The organism is Cytobacillus sp. FSL H8-0458 (genome assembly GCF_038002165.1).
GTDB lineage: Bacteria > Bacillota > Bacilli > Bacillales > Cytobacillaceae > Cytobacillus.
This window is the reverse complement of the sequence record NZ_JBBOBR010000001.1, coordinates 1,942,355-1,962,575: the sequence shown is the minus strand read 5'-3', so window position 1 is coordinate 1,962,575 and position 20,221 is coordinate 1,942,355. Positions and strand designations below refer to the sequence as shown.

Sequence of the window (20,221 nt, the reverse complement as noted above, 5' to 3'; positions counted from 1 at the left end):
AAACCACCCCTTTATATCTTTTTAGCTTTTGTTTGTCTGGCTGCAATCATTAACTGCCCTAATGATAATCCGCCATCATGGCAAGGAACTTTCTTATGTGTATAAACAGTAAAACCGTTTTCCTCAAGCTTTCTGGAAAGTTCCCTGGCAAGAAAAACATTTTGAAACGCCCCTCCTGAAAGGACAATTCGCCGGTTAAGCTCTGGTCTTTCATCCGCTTTACATAAAATTAACGTTGCCGATGCAGTTGCAACTGTATGATGAAATCTTTGAATAATAACAGCAGGTGGAACGGCCTCAAAATATTCCTGGATTATTTGATAAATCATCTGGGAGAAGTCGAGCCGGTATGGTTCTCCTCTGTCTTTTATTATCTTAAAGGGATAAGGTTTGTTAAATTCTGACCGGGATCTATACATATAATCTGATAGTTTCATCGCTGCTTCTCCCTCGTAAGTGGATGTTTGGCAGATTCCCAATATGGCACTGACTGCATCAAAAAGCCTCCCGCACGTTCCGGCAAGGGGTATATGGATCTTCTTATTCACCATGTGTTCAATAATGCTGATTTCTCTGGCTTTTTCGGGAAAAAGTTTCAGAGCAAGCTCCTTTCCATGACCAGGCCAGAAGTGAAGAATCATTCCTGCAGCATTCCTCCATGGCTCCTTTACAGCCTTCTCTCCTCCAGGCAGCGGTGTATAACTGAGATGGCCCAGCCGCTCAAAGGAATCGGCACAGCCATACAATAATTCAAACCCCCAAATATGACCGTCATCCCCATAGCCTGTGCCGTCGAGAATCAGTCCAAAGCACGGTTCATATAAATCATTGTCTGCCATACATGACACATGATGGGCGTGATGATGCTGGACTTGGATCACAGGCACCTTGAAATGGCTTGCATACTTGCTTACGGAATACGAAGGATGTAAGTCAGCGGCAATCATTTTTTCCTCAAACCCCAGCCAGCTGTTATAATGCTTCACCTGATTTTCATAATGCTGCAGCATCTCTTCGTTATCCAGATCTCCAATATGCGGGCCCATATAAATGCTGTGGCCCTTCCCGGCAGCAAAGGCATTCTTCTGGTTTCCCCCTAAAGCCAGGATTTGATCTAACGGATAGGCGGTTTTAAAAACTTCCGGAATAAAACCTCTGGAGCGTCTTAGAAAAAGAACTTCTCCAGCCTGATTGACTTGTATGACAGAGTCATCGATGGGATGAAGAATGGGGCGATTATGGGTAAGAATATAGTCACACAGGATGCCTGGGTCCTCTTTGAAATATAACGGCAGTCCAGACGGATTAGAGCTTGTCAGTACGATGCATTCCAGCTCGCTGTTCTCAAACAGCAGATGATGCAGCGGCGAATAGGGAAGCATGATTCCTATGGTCGATAACCCCGGGGAAAGATGCTCAGGAAGATCGGAACTCTCTTTTTTCCTTAAAACAACGATTGGCATTTCAGGGCTCCTTAGCATCTCTGCTTCTTTTTCTGTGACATGGCAATACTTCCGTGCCGTTTCAAGTGATTTTGCCATAATTGCCAGAGGGCGCTGCGGCCTGTTTTTCCGGATTCTTAGTTCATTAATCGCCTTTTCATTGTGTGCATTGCAGGCAAGATGATATCCCCCTATCCCCTTAATGCTTACAATCTTTCCTTCCGATAATAGATTGGATGCCGCTTGAATAGCTTGATGATTTCTTTTCAGCGGCTTCTTATTCGAATCGTAAAGAATTAGTTCAGGTCCGCAATCAGGGCAGCATACCGGCTGTGCATGATGGCGGCGATTTGTCGGATTTTCATATTCTTCCCTGCAGGAAATACACATGTGAAATTTGTCCATGGCGGTGTGTGGCCTGTCATACGGAAGCTCCCGAATGATGGAATACCGCGGCCCGCATTGAGTGCAATTTGTAAAAGGATATTGAAACCGCCTGTTGCTCTCTTGACGCATCTCGCGCAGGCAGTCATTGCACAATCCCGCATCTGCTGGAATTAATGGTTCAGCATGACTGCTTCGGCTGCTTGGAACAATCTTAAAATCGTTAAAATACGATGGCAGACTTTCATCTACGGTCATTTCAATAATTTTTGCCAGTTGAGGAGGGCTGTTTTGAATGTGATCAATTATGCTGGCAATGGATTTGCTTGCGCCTTCTGCCTGAATAATAACGCCATCTAAATTATTTTGAACTGTTCCCTGAATGTTGTATTTTCTTGAAAGGCCATATATAAAAGGACGGAACCCGACACCCTGTACTCTTCCGGTTACTTTAATTCTGACTGAACGCAGCATGGGCATGTGCTTTCTTTAACCAGTTTATCCATTCCTCCATCCCATCTCCCTTCTGGGAAGACAGTGCAAGAAAAGCAGCATCCGGGTTAATCGTGCGTAAATCCCTCTGTGCTTCTTCTAAATCAAATTGTACGTATGGAAGCAAGTCTGTTTTATTGATAATGGTTAAATCGGTACGGCGAAACATCAAAGGGTATTTAGGGATTTTGTCATTGCCTTCAGGCACACTGAGGATGACAGCCTTATAGTCTTGTCCCAAATCATAGCCTGAGGGGCAGACAAGATTGCCGATGTTCTCAATAAAAAGGATATCAATTTCTTCAAGCTGGAATTGGGGTAATGTTTTGGCTATCATTCTTGCGTCAAGATGGCAGCCGCCAACTGTGTTAATTTGTACTGTATTTACACCTAAAGCCCGAAGCCTGTCTGCATCCCGCTCAGTTGCCAGATCCCCCTCTATGACTGCAATTTTGAATTCTGATGACAGAGCTTTAACGGTTCTCTCAAGGAGTGTGGTCTTACCTGCACCTGGTGCACTCATAAGATTGATGACCAGTGTTTGATTTTGCTTAAATAAAGTTCTATTAAAATTGGCTGCAGCATTATTATCTTTCAGAACATCATTGTCCATTTTAATCTTCAAAACTCTCACTTCCTTCATAAGACTCAATTTGAAAAGATTCGCCGGAGATTATCTCAGTATTTAATTGATGGCAATGTGGACAAAGGGCTATCCGGTAATCCGGGGCAAATTCTTTTCTGCACTCTTTGCACCTGGCTTTTGCTTCCTCCCTTATAATAGCCAGTTCGGTTTTTTCGCTGATCAGGCTGCACTCCTGTTTTTGAAAGTAACAAAATGCAAGTTCTAATGCATCGGGCAGGACATTGGAAAGTTCCCCGACAATGACAGAGATTCGATCAACCTTCATAAAGCCTCTCTCGATGGCATCTTCCTCCACCAGGCGAAGAACTTCAGCCATCAGAGACATTTCGTGCATATGTAACCTCCCTTTAGCAAATTGATTGTTTGTTAATGGATATTCTAAGATCTCTAGTTACATGCAAAATAAAAAGCCCTTTCAGACCAAGTGGTCATGAACGGGGCTTCGAGAAATATATAAATTTATTCCCAATCCTTTGTCGGCTCTCTTTCTTCAGCCATTTCCATCCCATAAGCAAGCCGCGGATTTATAGCAGATTGGCTGCTCTCTTTCTCTTGGCTGATTTCCCTTTTATTTACCAGGAATCTGTGCACAAATACCTCAGAGAGAGTGATAATCCCTGCCGCAATCACACTTCCCCAAGCGATTTGCTGGTAACTGTTAAGCAGCACACTTCCAAACACCCAAACAGAAGCATAGACTAAGAAAAAGTCAGCAATAAGGGCATTCCGGTTTCCCAGCCGCGGAAGGATGATGCGGTCTCCGAGCATATAGGACATGGCTGTTACCAGAATACTGAAAGAAATAATATCAGCGAATGTCGCATTAAAAAATAAATCAAGCGCTATGGCAAAAGCAATCATGGCTGATGCTAATTTAAGTATTAAGATAAGTGTTTTGTTCATAAGAACACCTCCTCTTTTACCATATCTTTTATCATTATGAAGATTCCCATTCATTTTCTGTTCCTTTGCCTCATAAGCAATTTTTTCAAAAAAATAAACAACTTGTTCAGTGTCCGTCAATATAATGGCAGTAATAAGGATTACATTTTAAGTTAAAGGTTGTGGAAGAGTGATACTCCGAGACAAAATACTTAATGTGGTGATAATAGGTGAATGCTGAATATAAATTTCAAAATCTTCAGGAGAGGTATATGACTTTTGAGCAGGTATTCGACCGGATCTTACTTTTTATAAAGCGAAATCCTGATGGGAACTTCAGGCTTATGATTGGAACAGATTCACAGGTGCATTGCAATCGCACTGTCTTTATAACCGGGATTGTGATACAAAATGAGCGAAAAGGCGCCTGGGCATGTATTCGAAAAACTGTTATACCAAGGAAAATGCTGCATCTACATGAGCGAATCTCCTATGAAACCTCGCTGACTGAAGAAGTGGTCTCTTTGTTTACAGAGGATTACAAAGACAAAATGTTTGAAATCGTTCTGCCATTCCTTTATAAAGGCGGATCATTCTCAATGGAAGGGCATATGGACATCGGATCAGGCAAAAGAAATAAAACCAGGGAATTTGTGAAAGAAATGGTGTCCAGGATCGAATCAATCGGCCTTGAGCCAAAAATAAAGCCGGAAGCATTCGTGGCCTCCAGCTACGCTAATCGATATACAAAATAAAAGAACTCAGGGTATATGAGTTCTTTTCATTGGGGCAAATTATACACCTGCATGCTCCCTGTATTCCTGTTCGGCCTTTAATGCCACAGCCTCTGTCAGTTCTGCAGTAATTTCAGGAAGAGCTGTATTAAGCAAGGAATTGGCTACTTTAGCCATCATTCCCTCTGCTGAAATATCAAGTGATCCTGTCATGATATTTTTCTTATTTCTTCCTTTCTCCGCAAGAAAGTACCCATGTCCCGTAAACTTCTCATTAAGTCCTGTTAAATGAAACGTAACCTTTGTTGGCTCCTGCCAGCTTGTTATATCCACTTTTAATTCAATTTTTTTCTTAATAATCCCTATATCGCTCTTGAAGCTCCAGGTTGATTCTTTGTCACTCAGTACCTCATGTGCAATATATCCGGGCACTAATGGTGCCCAGTTCCCAATATCACTGACAAAGCTCCATATTGCCTCTATCGGAATATTTACTTCTGCCTGATGCGTACAGCTTGCCATTTTTACCGCCCCTTTTAAGTATTTCATAAGTTGGTTTCCATGAATATGTATTCAAATGAACAGGGCGAGATTCATTAATTTTAATTTTTATTTGATCAATTCTTTTGATATCAGCTCATATGAACGCAAACGGTCCTCATATTGGTGAACAAGGGTAACAATCATGATCTCATCTGCATGGTACCGGTGCTTCATGTCCATCAGCTGCTCGGCAACTTCTTTAGGGTTTCCAATAATATCGCGGTTTCTATTGTTAAATGGCTCCACATCCAGGTTACGAAAATAGTTCTTTGCTTCTTCAATTGAAGGAATCCCCTCATTGCCCTCATTGTTTTCTGCCTTTATCTTCCAAAGTATACTGCTGAGTGCCAGCTCTTCAGCTTTCTGTGTTGTCTCAGCACATATTGCAGAGACTGTCAAGATAACTTTTGGTTTCTGTAAAGTTCCCAGTGCAATGAAACTCTTCCTATATTGTTTTATAATGTCTTCCCCATCTTTTTCACTCATAAATTGGCCAAATGCATAAGCAGTTCCAGATTCAGCAGCCATTAAAGCACTTTTGATGCTTGTCCCCAATAACCACGGTTCCGGCCTAATTTTAGGCAAAGGAGAAGCTGATATTTTTGCAAACATGTGATCCTCAGAAAAGTCATTATTTAAAAATTGAAGAAGCTCCATCACCTTTTCAGGCATTTTGCGGACTCCTTCCAAGAAATTATCTGAGAGCGCCATGGACGCTTCTGCTGATCCACCTGGTGCTCTTCCAATTCCCAGGTCCACTCTTCCAGGAAACAAGGTAGCAAGCATATTGAACAATTCCGCAATTTTGTATGGCTTATAATATGGCAGCAATATGGCACCTGCACCAATCCGTATTCTTTTTGTCTTTGCACCGATATAACTCAACATGATTTCAGGAGCAGAACTGGCAAAGCCGGATAAATGATGATGTTCAGCAATCCAATATCTTGTGAAGCCCAGCTCCTCGGCTGATTGTGCGAGCTGTACAGAAGCTTCCAGTGCTTCTTTGGGTGAATATCCCGATGAAATGGGTGCCTGATCTAAAATGCTTATTTTCAAGGTGTATCCCCTCTTTCAAAACTTTATTGCAGCATTCCCCATCTATGAATGAGAAGTTCAATTTCTTCATGATGTTCAATTCCTTCGTCAGAAGGTGTTTCCAGGATGAAAGGCAATTTTCGAAAGGGTTCGGCATTGACAAGCTGATCAAATTGTATCTCAGTAATAAAAACTTTGTTAAATATATTGGCGTGTCTATCCTTGCCGGAGCCTGCCGGAAATTTAGAGTTATTAAAGTGAATGGCTTTAAGATGATCGAAATAGCCAAGCTCTTCCCCTTTTTTAAGAAATTCATTAGATTATCTCCATTCCAGAGATTGCTGGCACTGGCATGGCAAGTATCCAGGCAAAAACCAATTCGGTCCGGGTGTTCACACAGACTCAGAACCTGAACAAGCTCCTCCATTGTTGTACCCATTGACCCAGGATAGCCAGCAGTGTTTTCAAGGAGGATTAAGCAATGTTCTTTACTGCGGGAGAGGATTTGATTAAGCATCTCAATCATTAATTGATATCCTGCAAGCGGATCCTTGCTGCTGATTTTGGGTTTCCGAAATGGACAACCACTCCTGCCGAGCCGCACACACTGGCAATTTCAAGGTCATTCAGCAAAGACTTTACCGTCAAGTTCTTGCTTCTCCGGCCGGGGTGTGAGGCTGGTTGGATATGGAGTATGTTCAATCGAAAAGATGTCATGCTCTTTGCAGAAAGCCTTGCAAAGAGCTGCATCCTCCCGATTATAGTCCTTTACACATGCATTCTTGAGCTTTGCAGCCTTTGCAGCTCCTGAATAGCCTTCTCTTATGCTTACATGACAGCCGAATAACATCCTAATCCCACCCATTCATTACCTTCTATAATAATTATATCTTCTCCTGGATCGTGAAGAATGACATTCATCACAGATTTGATATTCGTGTTCCCAAGGCAGTTTTTTTCCGCATTTTCTGCACTTTCTTGAGAGCTCCTTAATGTCCGTTTTCAGTCTTTCATGAACATGGTCACTGATTTCTTCCCTTAATCTTTCCCAGTATAACGCTTCGGTTCTCTGTTCAAGACGATACAGGAACAGGAGATGAAGGCCGATTGCTTTATAGGTCAGCTCCAGCTCTTCCAAATTCCGGTTTTTGATTCTGGGTTCTGGCAGCTCCTCCCCGTAAATAATGGCATACATCGTTTCTTCCCATTGGCGGACAAGATCATTTTCTTTTTTAGAGAAAGGAAGGTGGAGAAAGCCATACAGGTCCATCAGGCCGAGCTTGGCTTCAATTTCTGTGCCGCGAATCCTTTCATATAGGTCTCTCTCCTCTGTTAATGCTGCTTTTTTGGTTCCTCTTGGGCTCTCAAACTTATCCCAAAGCTCAAAGAATGACCCGAGATCGCGGTAATACCTTTGAAACCTTTCAAATACTGTATTGGTTGGGGCGATGGCAAAGCTGTGTACCGGTGCATCTTCCATCTCAAGCAGAGCTTTCATCCTTTTGATATCTTTTGTAAAAGCAACCTTTCCAATATTGTAAAGTCCTTTTCGCCCTGCTCTTCCGGCAATTTGCTTCACTTCCTGTGAAGTAAGGGTCCTTCTTTTCGTTCCGTCAAATTTATCATTTTCCAAGAACACAATTCTCCGTATTGGCAGGTTAAGTCCCATCCCAATGGCATCAGTGGAAACGATGACGGAAGTTTCACCATTTATAAAACGCTGAACTTGTTTTTTTCTGGTTTCTGGAGGCATCGCTCCATATATCATGCTTACTGAGTGGCCTTCCTGCTGAAGTCTTGAGGCCGTTTCAAGCACTCTCTTTCTTGAAAAACAGATTAGTGCATCGCCTTTTCGGACATGACTGAATTTAAATTCTTTTGCTTCAACTTCAAGAGGAATATCCCGGCTGTATTCATTCAGTTCAATATCTGCGTCGCCAAGGAGCTGCAGCATCATGCTTTTAGCACTGCGGCTTCCAATAATATGGACTTCATTGGCATTTGCCTTGGTAATGGCTTTATACCAGGAAAAGCCTCTGTCTTTATCGGTAATCATCTGAGATTCATCGATAACAATGACGTCATGAAAATCCTTTTCGTAGAACATCTCTACCGTGCTGGATAGATGCTTTGAACCGGCAACTGTCTTCTCTTCTTCACCGGTTTTCAAAGAGCATGGTACACCATCACGGTTTAATTTATCATATACTTCGAGTGCCAAAAGCCTCAAAGGCGCCAGATACATACCGCTGTTTGCTGATTTCATCCCTTCAAGGGCATGATGGGTTTTTCCGGTGTTGGTTTCTCCGATATGAAGTACATATTTTTTGGCCCGTTCCACTGAAGGACTGTATTCCTGCCCGAAAATATATTCGAGCATGCGTTCTTCTTCCTCTTTCTTCCGCTGCTGCTCAGCCAGTTCTTCTGCTATTTTTCTTTCCCTGTCTTCAATGTCCTTCTCCAATTGTTCTTGATGGACTTCAGGGTCAAATGGGATATCCGCAAGCTTGACCAAATCTTCAACATATTCCTCCTGAATGGTTTCAAAAAAGCTTTCGTTAAGGTTTTGAAGAGTATGGGCAATCAGCTTCTTAACAGACTTCCCGGTCAGCGGTTTATCATATGCATCTTCGTATTCCTCGAATAGATGCTGCGGAAGGTTCTGCAGGATGAGTGTTTGCAGAGAATCAGAAAGAAATCCTGATATATGGTTTTTATAAACATAGTAATACGTTTCATATTCGAAATAGCCTTTTCCCCAATACAATGCTTTATGAATATTCCCTGTCAGCTCCTCGAAGAATTCTCCCATAACAGTATAATCTTCGGCATTAAAACTGCCTGTTTCCTCAAGCTTTTCTTCAAGTGCGAAGGTGTCCACCTTCAGATACCTTGTCTTATTTTTAAAATCGGAAACCAGCTGCTTTGAAGCCATATGTCTGACATGGAGATAAAGAAGGCTATAATCTTTTTCAATAATTTTATCTATGTTTTTTTCGATATTTTCACGGATTGTATATTTTTTTCGCTGAATCAGTTCCTCTTCTGCTTTCTGCAGATAATGGGCCCTTGCGTTCTCATAGCGCTCAGCCCATCCCTCATTATTGTTTTCAAATAGGTCATTAAGCCAGTCCAAACTGTTAAAGGGCTGATAATCCCTCATTTCAGTGCGGAACAGGTGATTGATTATTTTCCTGTCAACATTTTCGGTGTCGTACCCTTTCTCACTTAAATACTTCTTTTTTTCCTGTTTGGATATTTTGGCGGTGATTTTATTCAGCCACACATTTACCCAGATTTGATCGATATAATGAAATCTTTCAGAAAGATATTCCTTATAGGAGGGCATAGATTCTTGGCCGCCAAGATATCGGTCGGCATCTTCCAGGATTTTTATTTTTGTATGCTCTTCAGCATTATTGTATATCTGTTCAAGCTGATTCATGATCCGTTCCCCTTTAAACTTCGCAAATACGCGGTGTAATCATTATGACTTAGGTTATGTATGATGTTGAAAATTTAAGTAGTCTTCATTTTACCATCTTTTCAAAAAATATCATTGACATAAAACTTAAACCGGCATATAATTTGTTTATAATTAAAACATCTTGAATTCGAGACAAATGAATTCGAACTAATGGAGGAGATTTATAATGGCAAAAACTAAGTGGGCCGTGGATCCAGCACACAGCAGTGTGGATTTTTCTATCAAGCATATGATGATCGCAAACGTGAAAGGCAGCTTTAATAGCTTTGATGCTGAAATTACAGCAGATCCCTCAGATTTAACAACAGCTGATATTACATTCAATGCTGCACTTTCAAGTGTGGATACACGAAATGAAGATCGTGATAACCACCTGCGTTCTGCAGACTTCTTTGACGTTGAGAACCATCCGAAAATGACATTTACTTCAACAGGCATTGTAAGTAAGGGTGACGATGAATATGATGTAACAGGCGATCTTACGATTCATGGTGTAACAAAGACAGAAACCTTTGCTGTCACATATGAAGGATCAGGCAAAGATCCATGGGGCAATGAAAAAGTCGGCTTTACAGCTGCCGGGGCTATCAAACGAAGCGATTATGGCTTAACCTGGAATTCAGCACTTGAAACTGGCGGAGTCCTTGTTGGAGATAGAGTAAAAATCGATCTTCAAATACAGGCAGCAAAAGCAGAGTAATGCCAAAAAAGGGCAGGTATACCGGTGAAACGGTATCCTGCCCTTTTCTTTTATGTTTACTGTTCGGCTAAAAGCGTGGCAATTTTGTCTTCAATCACTTTCCCTTTGCCGCCGTCAGTTAAGTTGTTTAAAATTATTGAAAAAATAAGCTCGTCACCGCTGGCTGTCTTAACATAACCTGATAATGAACTGACTGTCGAGATTGAACCTGTTTTTGCTTTGACGTTCCCGGCTGCTTTGGAGTTTTTCATGCGATTTCTTAGAGTTCCTCCCTCCATCCTGTCTGTCTCCCCGGCAATCGGCAATGAGTTCAAATAAGAGGAGAACCATTCTTCGTCCTGGACCTCATAAAGCAGTTGGGAGATTTCATTGGCCGGAATTAAGTTTACATGTGAAATCCCGGAACCGTCCCGGAGCACGAGAGTTTCACCATTCATTCCAAAGGTTTTTACCTGTTCTTCTAATACTTCAAGGCCTTTTTCCCAGCTGCCTTCCCCTTTGACAACCTTGCCCATTTCCTTGATTAACGTTTCTGCATGGCCATTATTGCTTAATTTCATAAATGGAATAAGCAGCTCTTTAATAGGCATGGATTTATGCTCAGCAAACAGCTTTGCTCCTTCAGGGGCAGGGCCTGCTATTGTCTTCCCTTTCAATTTAATCCCTTGTTCATCGAGAGAACGCTTTAATAAATCCAAGGCATAGCCAGTCGGCTCCCATACAGCGATCCATTCCCTTGAACGGCTTCCTTCAACTGGAATTTCCCCTTCTATTGTAACGGTGTTCGTCCCGTGATCCCTTTCAATATGGATATCCTTCTTTTCCCCTTTAGCGACGGTTTCCGCATTATTAACGATTTTTATGTAGTCTGTTTCCGGCACCATTTTTACAATCGGTTCCTGCCCGGCTTTTTCAGCAGGGTATACTTCTACAATGACTGTGCCTGCGTCATAATCCTCATTAGGGGAGGCAGTAAGTGCTGAGACTTGTCCGCCATAATACCAGGATTCGTCGCTCCATGACAGATCGGTTGAATAGCGCACATCATCATACCAGGTGTCATCACCGATCAGGCTGCCATGAATAACCTTGATGCCTGCTCCCTTCACATTAGCGGCAAATGCATCAAAATCTTCCTTTAAAAGAGTTGGGTCACCTTTCCCTTTTAAGACCAAGTCACCCTGCAGTGTATTTCCCTTTATTGAGCCTGTGTGAAGAAGTTCTGTTGTGAACTGGTAATTTTCACCCAGCGTTTCAAGAGCGGCAGCTGCTGTAAGGAGCTTCATATTAGATGCCGGCCTTAAACGTACATCCCCGATATGGTCATATACAAGCTCACCGGTTTCTGCATTGCGGATACTGACTCCTGCAAGTCCTCCCTTTAGGATTGGATCATTATTAATCATTTGGTTAAGCTGCTGGACGAGGTCACTGCCTTCTTCTGTTGCCTGGACATGAGGAGATTCAGGCTGGGCTAAAGGAACAAGTGCCAGCATAAATACCAGCAATAAACTGATATGCATTTTTACACTCTTTTTCATATGTATTAAACCACCTTCCAATTTGTTTCATTACCATTTCTTCTTAGAAAGGTGAGTTCCCTTCATTTCCATAATGAGGAAAAAGGATCAATTTTTAATTTACTTAACTAATTTATTCTCAACTAAAAAAGTTATGATTACTGGATATTATTCCCTATTTATAATCTAAATAAATATTATGCTAATTAGAAGATTTATTCTTAAAAAGCTATTAGAAAATGGTATGATAAAAACAGGTGAATTTTATAAGGGGTGGAAAGAATGAGTGTACATAAAGCAATATCCGAACATGTGGGAAAGCAGAATAAGATAATCACGAGGTTTGCAGCCTTGGATCAGCAGCGTGAGTATTATATTGAACAAGCATTGGATCTATGCAGGAGGGGACTTCCATTTTCTGCGGATAAGATAAATGAAATAACTGCTGAAATCAATGAACTTTCTAAACAGGGAATTATACCTGCAAGAAAGTATGTAACAATTGAGATGATTGAGGAATATGCATCAAAGACAAAATAGGTACATATGATTATAAAGAAGCGTGACTTCCGATTGGATGCACGCTTCTTTATATTGGCTGTGATGATTCATGGGCAAATTCCTGCAAATCAAGTCTTTTATTTATATTAAAGTGAATCCCCTCATTTTCTAATAGTTCTCTCTGAATGTCATGCGAATCTCCGTCTTTAAACCCAATTTCCCCTTTCCCATTCACAACCCTATGCCAGGGAAGCTGATGCTTTTCACTTTGGGTATGAAGAATACGGACCACCTGTCTTGCTCCCCGGGGGCTCCCGGCCAGCCTTGCGATTTGTCCGTATGTCATGACTTTTCCTCTTGGGATGTTTTTAATGATTTTTAACACTTTTTCTGTAAATGGCTGCACGTGTAATAACTCCTCCTTCTTTTCTATTATAAAACAAACCCGCCTGAGTTCAGACGGGTTTGTTCATTATCCCAGCATTTTCTTAGCAAGCTCAGGAAAATCAATAAATGGGTTTCGGTTACCCTGGAGTGCTTGAATGGCAGCGTTTCTATGTTTTTCATATATAGTCACCGGATTTTCTTCATGCCATCTCAGCAAAATCTGCATATCCATCTCCCCGTCAAGTATAAGTGCATTTTTATATCTGACAGCAAAATAGAATACAGCTCGTGCTGCAATCCCCTTTCCGTATTCCGGTTCAAACTTCTCCTGTTCTGCCATTCCGCAGCCATTCCTGACGCCCGCCGCCTCCATTTCCGGGACATAGGCTTCAAAATCATAGTAGGGGAAGTTGCTTCTCATACTATTGCATGCCGGCTCACAGGCAAAAAGATGATGCAGATCCCCTTTCATTGGCTGTCTTCCTTCAAACCATGATTGCGGGACTACATGCTCGGTATTAAATATAACTCTTTCATTGCTGTGGAATCCGCCTTCCTGAATCGTCTGAAGGAGCTTGAGATCCTGGTCAATGGCTTTAAGCGGATCAATGCCTTTCCCCGAATATAAACTTTTAAGCTTGAGGTTTTCCTGCAGATCCACCCATGGATATACATATCGGTGAGGTGAGTAATCCAATTGCCGGCTATGAGTACGAACCAGCAGATCATGAACCTGTTCCGGGAGATCCTCTTTCTCAAAATCAAGGGTTCCATAGTAATCCTCTTGATTTATGATATCTTCCTCAGCGTTATAATAGGGTTCATTTTGTACACTTTCAATATGCTTTGACTGAGCCTCTGCCCATGCCGCTGCTATACTAGTCACTTTAATCATATGGCATTAAGAACCGTCGATTTGAACTCCTGGTCAAAGATTCCGGCTAAATGATCTGGAACGGTTAAATAAACGAGTCCGTTTCCTTCAAGTTTGGGAGAATTGCCAAGCGGAACCGTTCTTCTGATTAATTGGGCAAAAAGTTCAGGTTCTGAAAGCTTTCTTTCAAATTGCCTGTTTGCAAAATCCTTGATCAGGGCCAGAGCTCCGGAAACATGTGGAGCAGCCATTGAAGTACCGCTGAGGGTTGCATACTTTCCGTTCAGAAAGGTGGATAATATTCCTTCCCCTGGCGCCACTAAATCTATTTCATTATGAGAGTTTGTAAACTCGGAAGAATCCCTTTCGAGGTTAATAGCCCCAACACTAATCACCTCATTATAGCAGCCTGGATAAGCAAACTCGTCGGTTGAGTCGTCACCATCCCCTTCATTTCCCGCTGCGCATACTACAAGGATATTCTTATTAACAGCGGCTTTAATCGCATCATGCAGTTCAGGAACATCAGCTGGCCCGCCAAGCGACATGGAGATGATATCTGCATTTTGCTCGATGGCATAATGGATGCCCTTGATAATCCATTCGTATTGTCCGGAACCATTTTTATTTAAGACCTTTACAATAAGGAGTTCTGCTTCAGGAGCTACCCCAATAACACCCGCATCATTTTCATGCGCAGCAATAGTCCCTGCCACATGTGTTCCGTGGCCATTATAGTCCTTGAAGCTATTTGGATCGCTGTTATCATCGTCTGTAAAGTTCCGGCCGCCCGTTACACGGTCCTTCAGATCAGGATGGCTAATGTCGCAGCCGGTGTCCAAAACAGCAATTTTAATTCCTTTTCCTTTTGTTTCGCTCCAAACCTTTGGCGCCTGAATCAATTCCACGCCCTTTGGAACTTCCTTAACATCCTCTTCCTGCTGAATCACCTTATAAGGAATGACACGAACATATTGCTCCATTTCTTTCCCTCCTTAAGAGATTAAATTGAAGCTGGTTCTTGCTGTAACTACATTTTAACAATTCTGAATATTTAATAACAGTACCGTTGGTAGCGAAATTTAATAGAATTGTGATTTTAAAAAGGAAGAATTTGTGATATTTGGACTATAAAGTGGCATTATTCTTGTGTCAAAGCACTCATGAAACGGGTTTATCTCAGAGTTTTTAAAAGCTCCGGAATCTCCGTATAGATTTGTATAATTTCATCTATTTTCATTCTGACAAGTCCGGAAGATGAAGGAGCAACAAAGTCGATAGTGCCGGGAACCACTGATTCCTCCTGAATTCCCCATGGCAGCCTTTTTTTGCGGCTGTATTCCTGGTATACGCCTTTTCCAACAAAGCAAATAACCTTTGGCTTGAGTTCAGCTATTTTTTTCATCAGCTCTGCTCTTCCTTCTTTATATTCTTCCTTCGTTATTTCATCGGCTGCTTTGGTTGGCCTTGGAACAATATTTGTCATTCCATAACCCAATTCCAATAGTTTATAGTCTTCCGCTGCGGCGTATTTACGGGGAGTTAAGCCTGATTCATGAAGAATTTTCCAAAAGCGGTTGTTTGGGTTTGCAAAATGGTGGCCTGTCTCTCCTGATCGAATGCTTGGATTGAAGCCGACAAAAAGCAAATCAAGATTTTTTTTAAAATGGTCTTTAATAGGCTCCATATAACCATCCTTTCGATTTTGACTAGCTATTGTTCATTTTACCTAAAACGTCAGGTAAACAAAACAAAAAGAGCCCTTAAGGCTCTTTTTACTGAACTGATTATCCTTCAAGAATTTCAACTTTCTCCATAACATCGCCGTTTCTCATTGCTTTAACTGCTTCCATCCCGGAAGTAACTTTTCCAAATACAGTATGAACACCGTTTAGGTGAGGCTGTGGCTCATGAACGATAAAGAACTGGCTTCCGCCTGTATCGCGGCCTGCGTGAGCCATAGAAAGAGATCCTTCTACATGCTTATGAGGGTTTCCTTCTGTTTCACACTTGATTGTGTACCCTGGACCACCAGTGCCTGTTCCGTTCGGGCAGCCTCCTTGACTTACAAACCCAGGAATTACACGATGGAAATTCAAGCCATTATAAAAGCCTTCATTAGCAAGCTTTTTGAAATTTTCAACTGTCCCTGGTGCTGCTTCAGGATATAGTTCGAATTCAACCTTTTCACCGTTTTTCATTAATATATATCCTTTTTCTGCCATACTAATCATCTCCTTATGTAAAAATCAAATTAATAATACCATTAAACTCATCAGGAATAAAATCAAAAGACGTTTTTTCACTGATTGAACATAAAAAACAAAGGGTAAAGTTAAGATAGCATAGCACCATAAAATGCAGAAATGTCTTATTGGAGGTTTATAGAATGAAAAAATGGGCTTTTGTTTCAGACTTTGATGGAACAATTTCAAAAAGAGACTTTTATTTGATTATGATGGATAAATATTTTCCGGAAGGTCGCAAGCTGATGCCAAAATGGAAGGCTGGAGAGATAAAGGATATCGACTTCTTGAATAAAGTCTTCACTTCTATCAATCAGGATGAAGAACAAATTATCAGCGATATTTATTCAATTGAAATAGATGAATATGTTCCTGATTTTATTGAAAAGATTCAGCAGAATGGCGGAGATTTTTATATTTTAAGTGCCGGCACTGACTATTATATCCATTACATTTTAAAAAAGTATGGAGTTAAAAATGTTAAGGTATATTCGAATGAAGGATATTACCATGAGAAGAATGTCCATATGAATATTGATAAAAATCATCAGCATTATCATGAACAATATGGCATTGATAAATCAAAGGTCATTCAGGACTTACAGAAGGAATATGAAACAGTGTTTTTTATGGGGGACAGTGAACCGGATTCACACCCTGCAGAGCATGCGGATATCACCTTTGCCAAAAATGGGCTTCAGGACCTTCTTCGGGAAAAGGGCATAAGGTTTGTTCCCGTAAAAGAATTTACAGAAGTGGAAGAGTTTCTAACTGAAAAAGGCATTTTGCCAAAATGCTAGAGCAGGATCCCGGGAAAGGAACTGGACTTACCCGGGATTTTTCTATGTACGTTAACCAAATAACTCCAAAAATAAGATTAAGATAAATATAATCATTGCATAAAATGATAGATGCAGAAATACAGTTGTTAATCTAAATTTGATTTCTTCCACATTTAATGACTGTTGTCTTCGAGTCCTTGCCCTCACTGCCGCAACACCATCCCTGCACATAATAATTTGATCATCTGATCATCGCCATGAAATATAATTCTTCATGAAACATGCGCTTCCCTTCAAAAAATAAAAACTGAATTTCCTGGGGAAGCGCATAACATGACAGATATTTAGGTTATTCTTCTTTTTTTTCAAGATATTGATCAATCTTATTATCGAGTAATTCAAGGCTTTTCATAGCCCGCTCAAAATCAAGTTCGCGATAGTGATGGGCTCCACCGGGTTCTTCATCTTTTTCATCTGCCAGTTTGACCAGGGATTGCAGCGGAGTTCTGACAACTTCGCCGCCAGGCAGAAATGAATCCGTGTGAAAAAGGATAGCCAAAGCAATCTCTTTTGCTTTAATCGGGTTCTCGCCAAGTCTTATCAGCAGTTTATGTGCCCGCTCAGCACCCTTAATGGCATGAATGTCATTCTGCCTGTATAGGTCGTAATCCCATTTTCCATTTTTGTACCAGGTATAATGGCCAATGTCATGCATAAAGCCTGCTTTGGCTGCTGAATCAACATCTTCTTCCGATTCTTTGGCAATCTGGAATGCATGATAGGCAACTGCAATAGCATGAGCGATGCCGGAGCGTGATATATATTTTTGTGCGATCCGATGCTGATAGATATCGGTCAGTTTAACATCCCTCATGTAATTCCCCTCCAGTTAAAAATTAAAATTTCTTATTGAGATTTTTTTGCTTATTCATTACTTCATATGATTTTTCAATAATATCTGTTAACACATCGCCTTTATAAATCCTGCCGAGTTTCGTGTTTTCCTGATAATAATCAACAATTTCATCAAGCTTATTTGATGTTTCTTTTGAGATGCGGACATTTAGCTGAATACGGGTTTCTCCACTCATTGTAATCCTCCTGGCTATTAATATCTAACAGCTAGCAATATGATAGCGAATGCTGTCGTTTTGTTAGTGGGTGCTATAAATATTCAGATTACACTGTTTTACTGAATTATTCCAGTATAAAGTTTTATAAAGCAAAAAAAGAGAACAGCTTTGTAAGCCATTCTCTCTATTACACTAATTGCTGAATTGATCCCATTTGTCTTTCAGGAATCGGCCGAAATCTTCAAGTTCCTGCTTTCCTTCTCTCAATTTCTCCTTCCAGATTGGAAGATCCTCTCTCAGTTTTCCTTCAAATTTTTCAGCCTGTTCTTTAATAGTTTGACCAATTTCTTCTGTTAATTCCTTTTTCTCGAGCTTTTCATTTACCGACTTAGTAGTAAATTCCCCTTCCTGCATGTATGGCAGGCTTGACTCCATTATCGATCTGAAGACAGGGACTGCTGTTTCAGAACTGCTTTTTGACAAATAATGTTCCCTGTCAGTCTGGTCATACCCCAGCCAGACAGCACCAACCAAATTCGGTGTATAGCCTACAAACCATTGATCCTTTGTTCCGTTAATGTCTTTATATGGGAGCTGGGTTGAACCCGTTTTCCCGGCGATTTGAACTCCTTCTATCTTTGTAGCGCTCCCTGTCCCGGTTTCAACTACATTTAATAGCATGGAAGTCATTTGGTTAGATACAGTTTTCGTTGTAACTTTAACTGTTTTTTTGTCGCGCTCCGCAATGACGCTTCCGGTCGGACCCACGATTTTCGTAATTAAATGTGCATCGCTGCGCTTACCGCCATTAGGGAATGCCGCATATGCTTCGGCTAGCTTTAAAGGTGAAATTCCCTTTCTCATCCCGCCTAGGGCAATACCTAGATATTCATCTTCTTTTTCGAGCGGGATTCCGAACCTCTCGAGAGCATCCAGCCCTTTATCCAGTCCAATTTCATTAAGCAGCCATACGGCTGGGACATTTATCGAGTCTTCCACAGCTTTATACATGGAAACTTCGCCTGCATATTGTCCGGAAGCGTTAGCCGGTGTGTAATCTCCGTATGTTACGGGTTCATCCTTCAGCATCGATGTTGGTGAGTATCCCTCTTCAAGGGCAGGTGTGTAAACGGCTAAAGGCTTTAGTGTTGAACCGGGCTGAGCTTTGATATGTGTGGCCCTGTTGAATCCTCTGAAAACATGTTCACCTCTGCCGCCGACCAGCCCTCTGACTCCCCCTGTAGCGGGATCAAGAAGGACAGCACCGCTCTGTACGATTTCTCCATTCATGCCAGCTGGGAAGATTGAGTCTTTTTGATAAACATTTTCCAGGCTTGATTGCAGATTTTGATCCATTTCTGTGTATATTTTATAACCTCTGGTAAATATCTCTTCCTGTGTTAATCCGTACTTATTTATTGCTTCATCAAGGACGGCATCAACATAGTAAGGATATTTCCTTTCCTTCTTGCTTCGGGTTCCTTCCTGTAATTGGATTTTTTCATTTACAGCGTTCTCATACTCTTCTGTTGAAATCATCTTGTGCTCTTTCATCTTTCCAAGGACAACATTCCTTCTTTTAATTGCCCGTTCGTAATGATTGTATGGATCGAGAGCAGAAGGTGATTGAAGCAATCCTGCAAGCAATGCACTTTCGCTGATGCTCAATTGCTTTGGTGTTTTGCTGAAATACTTATTGGATGCCTGTTCAATTCCCCATGAGCCGCTTCCGAAGTAAACCTGATTTAAATACATTTGCAGGATTTCATCTTTTTTATAATTTTTTTCGATTTCAACTGCCAGGAATAATTCCTCAGCTTTTCGCTTGTAGGTCTGTTCAGGTGAAAGTAAAGCATTTTTGGCGAGCTGCTGAGTAATTGTACTTCCTCCGCCGGTTATGCCCCCTGCAAATAAGTTGCCAAAGAAGGCTCGGGCAATCCCTTTTATATCAAAGCCGTTATGCTTATAAAAGCGTTCATCTTCAATTGCGATAACGGCATTGCCCACATGTTCAGGCAATTCTTCAATATTTGCACCCTCTGCTCTATTTTCCGCAAGACTTGCAGCAGTATCACCGTCTTTATCGTAAATAACAGTTGACTGCCTTAATCCCTCTTTTAAAGTCTCCACGTTAGCTGTAGCTGCCAGAAACGCAAAAAAGAGAATGGTTAAAAGTAATATAGTTAGTGATAAAAGCAGCAGAATTTGTGTCAGGTGCTTTTTGCGCCAAAATGCTGCAAAAGCTTTTTTGAATCGATGAAATTTTTCCATGGTGACTCCTTCGCTATTTCTTAAGTTCCCTTATTATTTCCCCTTATTATATATTAAACGAACAAACTGTATAAAAAGTTTCAACTTCAGCATAAGGGACTGCCTGCAAAAAAAAGCTTGTTTTCTATTTGACATCATGCTATATTAATAAAGCGATGAGCTAATTGCATAAGACGACAGACACGCCATTCTTGGCAATGCACTATGTGGAGTGCAGTC

23 protein-coding genes are annotated in these 20,221 nt (G+C 41.2%); 4 read left to right on the top strand and 19 right to left on the bottom strand.

All coding sequences use genetic code 11. The features are described 5' to 3' along the window. Positions 1-11: 11 nt before the first annotated feature. The 4 genes from hypF to NYE23_RS09540 form a co-directional block, all read right to left on the bottom strand. The gene (gene hypF / locus NYE23_RS09555; protein WP_341077396.1) at positions 12-2,300 is read right to left on the bottom strand and encodes a carbamoyltransferase HypF; all 2,289 of its coding nucleotides are present in this window, start codon (positions 2,298-2,300) and stop codon (positions 12-14) included. Continuing rightward, positions 2,278-2,943 carry a hydrogenase nickel incorporation protein HypB gene (hypB, locus tag NYE23_RS09550; protein WP_341077393.1) on the bottom strand — a complete coding sequence of 222 codons (666 nt, stop codon included), beginning with the start codon at positions 2,941-2,943 and terminating at the stop codon, positions 2,278-2,280. Before hypB ends, hypF begins: the two co-directional genes overlap by 23 nt. Next, positions 2,933-3,298, bottom strand: coding sequence for a hydrogenase maturation nickel metallochaperone HypA/HybF (locus NYE23_RS09545; RefSeq protein WP_341077392.1), 366 nt, complete (start codon positions 3,296-3,298; stop codon positions 2,933-2,935). Before NYE23_RS09545 ends, hypB begins: the two co-directional genes overlap by 11 nt. Before the next feature lie 125 nt (positions 3,299-3,423). Beyond that, positions 3,424-3,867, bottom strand: coding sequence for a YndM family protein (locus NYE23_RS09540; RefSeq protein ID WP_341077390.1), 444 nt, complete (start codon positions 3,865-3,867; stop codon positions 3,424-3,426). A 251-nt stretch (positions 3,868-4,118) separates the two neighbouring features. On the opposite strand from NYE23_RS09540, the gene NYE23_RS09535 reads away from it, so the two are divergent. After that, positions 4,119-4,601, top strand: a complete 483-nt coding sequence (locus NYE23_RS09535; RefSeq protein ID WP_341077388.1) for a ribonuclease H-like YkuK family protein — start codon at positions 4,119-4,121, stop codon at positions 4,599-4,601. Positions 4,602-4,640: 39 nt separating this feature from the next. Here NYE23_RS09535 and NYE23_RS09530 read toward each other — a convergent pair whose 3' ends face one another. The 6 genes from NYE23_RS09530 to NYE23_RS09505 all read right to left on the bottom strand — a co-directional run bounded on the left by NYE23_RS09530 (position 4,641) and on the right by NYE23_RS09505 (position 9,606). Then, positions 4,641-5,102, bottom strand: coding sequence for a CoxG family protein (locus NYE23_RS09530; RefSeq protein ID WP_341077387.1), 462 nt, complete (start codon positions 5,100-5,102; stop codon positions 4,641-4,643). 87 nt (positions 5,103-5,189) lie between these two features. Then, a complete protein-coding gene (locus NYE23_RS09525) occupies positions 5,190-6,170 on the bottom strand; it encodes an LLM class flavin-dependent oxidoreductase (RefSeq protein WP_341080676.1) in 981 nt (326 codons plus the stop codon). After that, the gene (locus NYE23_RS09520) at positions 6,055-6,678 is read right to left on the bottom strand and encodes a TIM barrel protein (RefSeq protein ID WP_341080675.1); all 624 of its coding nucleotides are present in this window, start codon (positions 6,676-6,678) and stop codon (positions 6,055-6,057) included. Before NYE23_RS09520 ends, NYE23_RS09525 begins: the two co-directional genes overlap by 116 nt. 8 nt (positions 6,679-6,686) lie before the next feature. Beyond that, positions 6,687-6,809, bottom strand: a complete 123-nt coding sequence (locus NYE23_RS09515; protein ID WP_341077384.1) for a hypothetical protein — start codon at positions 6,807-6,809, stop codon at positions 6,687-6,689. Continuing rightward, positions 6,784-7,011, bottom strand: coding sequence for a hypothetical protein (locus NYE23_RS09510; RefSeq protein WP_341077382.1), 228 nt, complete (start codon positions 7,009-7,011; stop codon positions 6,784-6,786). Before NYE23_RS09510 ends, NYE23_RS09515 begins: the two co-directional genes overlap by 26 nt. Before the next feature lie 18 nt (positions 7,012-7,029). Then, positions 7,030-9,606, bottom strand: a complete 2,577-nt coding sequence (locus NYE23_RS09505) for a DEAD/DEAH box helicase (RefSeq protein ID WP_341077380.1) — start codon at positions 9,604-9,606, stop codon at positions 7,030-7,032. A gap of 208 nt (positions 9,607-9,814) precedes the next feature. On the opposite strand from NYE23_RS09505, the gene NYE23_RS09500 reads away from it, so the two are divergent. Next, positions 9,815-10,348 (top strand): YceI family protein, encoded by a 534-nt coding sequence (locus tag NYE23_RS09500; protein ID WP_341077378.1) that lies wholly within the window; start codon positions 9,815-9,817, stop codon positions 10,346-10,348. Between the two features lie 56 nt (positions 10,349-10,404). Here NYE23_RS09500 and dacB read toward each other — a convergent pair whose 3' ends face one another. Beyond that, a complete protein-coding gene (gene dacB / locus NYE23_RS09495) occupies positions 10,405-11,889 on the bottom strand; it encodes a D-alanyl-D-alanine carboxypeptidase/D-alanyl-D-alanine endopeptidase (RefSeq protein WP_341077376.1) in 1,485 nt (494 codons plus the stop codon). Positions 11,890-12,150: 261 nt separating this feature from the next. On the opposite strand from dacB, the gene NYE23_RS09490 reads away from it, so the two are divergent. Further along, a complete protein-coding gene (locus NYE23_RS09490) occupies positions 12,151-12,408 on the top strand; it encodes a YpbS family protein (protein ID WP_341077374.1) in 258 nt (85 codons plus the stop codon). Positions 12,409-12,457: 49 nt separating this feature from the next. On the opposite strand, the gene NYE23_RS09485 is transcribed toward NYE23_RS09490, so the two are convergent. The 5 genes from NYE23_RS09485 to NYE23_RS09465 all read right to left on the bottom strand — a co-directional run bounded on the left by NYE23_RS09485 (position 12,458) and on the right by NYE23_RS09465 (position 15,855). Further along, positions 12,458-12,775, bottom strand: a complete 318-nt coding sequence (locus NYE23_RS09485) for an MGMT family protein (RefSeq protein WP_341077372.1) — start codon at positions 12,773-12,775, stop codon at positions 12,458-12,460. Positions 12,776-12,841: 66 nt separating this feature from the next. Continuing rightward, a complete protein-coding gene (locus tag NYE23_RS09480) occupies positions 12,842-13,651 on the bottom strand; it encodes an endonuclease I family protein (protein WP_341077371.1) in 810 nt (269 codons plus the stop codon). Further along, entirely contained in the window at positions 13,648-14,613 is a 966-nt protein-coding gene (locus NYE23_RS09475) for a S8 family peptidase (protein ID WP_341077369.1), read from the bottom strand. Before NYE23_RS09475 ends, NYE23_RS09480 begins: the two co-directional genes overlap by 4 nt. Before the next feature lie 191 nt (positions 14,614-14,804). Then, on the bottom strand, positions 14,805-15,317 hold the full coding sequence (locus NYE23_RS09470) for a mismatch-specific DNA-glycosylase (RefSeq protein WP_341077368.1): 513 nt from the start codon (positions 15,315-15,317) through the stop codon (positions 14,805-14,807). Between the two features lie 100 nt (positions 15,318-15,417). Beyond that, entirely contained in the window at positions 15,418-15,855 is a 438-nt protein-coding gene (locus NYE23_RS09465) for a peptidylprolyl isomerase (RefSeq protein WP_035330795.1), read from the bottom strand. Between the two features lie 164 nt (positions 15,856-16,019). Between NYE23_RS09465 and NYE23_RS09460 the strand changes: the two genes are divergently transcribed. After that, entirely contained in the window at positions 16,020-16,676 is a 657-nt protein-coding gene (locus NYE23_RS09460; protein WP_341077364.1) for an MtnX-like HAD-IB family phosphatase, read from the top strand. A 331-nt stretch (positions 16,677-17,007) separates the two neighbouring features. Here NYE23_RS09460 and NYE23_RS09455 read toward each other — a convergent pair whose 3' ends face one another. The 3 genes from NYE23_RS09455 to NYE23_RS09445 form a co-directional block, all read right to left on the bottom strand. Further along, positions 17,008-17,532 carry an HD domain-containing protein gene (locus NYE23_RS09455; protein ID WP_341077362.1) on the bottom strand — a complete coding sequence of 175 codons (525 nt, stop codon included), beginning with the start codon at positions 17,530-17,532 and terminating at the stop codon, positions 17,008-17,010. A gap of 22 nt (positions 17,533-17,554) precedes the next feature. Beyond that, positions 17,555-17,749: a hypothetical protein gene (locus NYE23_RS09450; RefSeq protein WP_048010032.1), complete on the bottom strand. Its 195-nt coding sequence runs from the start codon at positions 17,747-17,749 to the stop codon at positions 17,555-17,557. 174 nt (positions 17,750-17,923) lie between these two features. Beyond that, positions 17,924-20,002 (bottom strand): transglycosylase domain-containing protein, encoded by a 2,079-nt coding sequence (locus tag NYE23_RS09445; protein ID WP_341077361.1) that lies wholly within the window; start codon positions 20,000-20,002, stop codon positions 17,924-17,926. Positions 20,003-20,221: the final 219 nt, after the last annotated feature.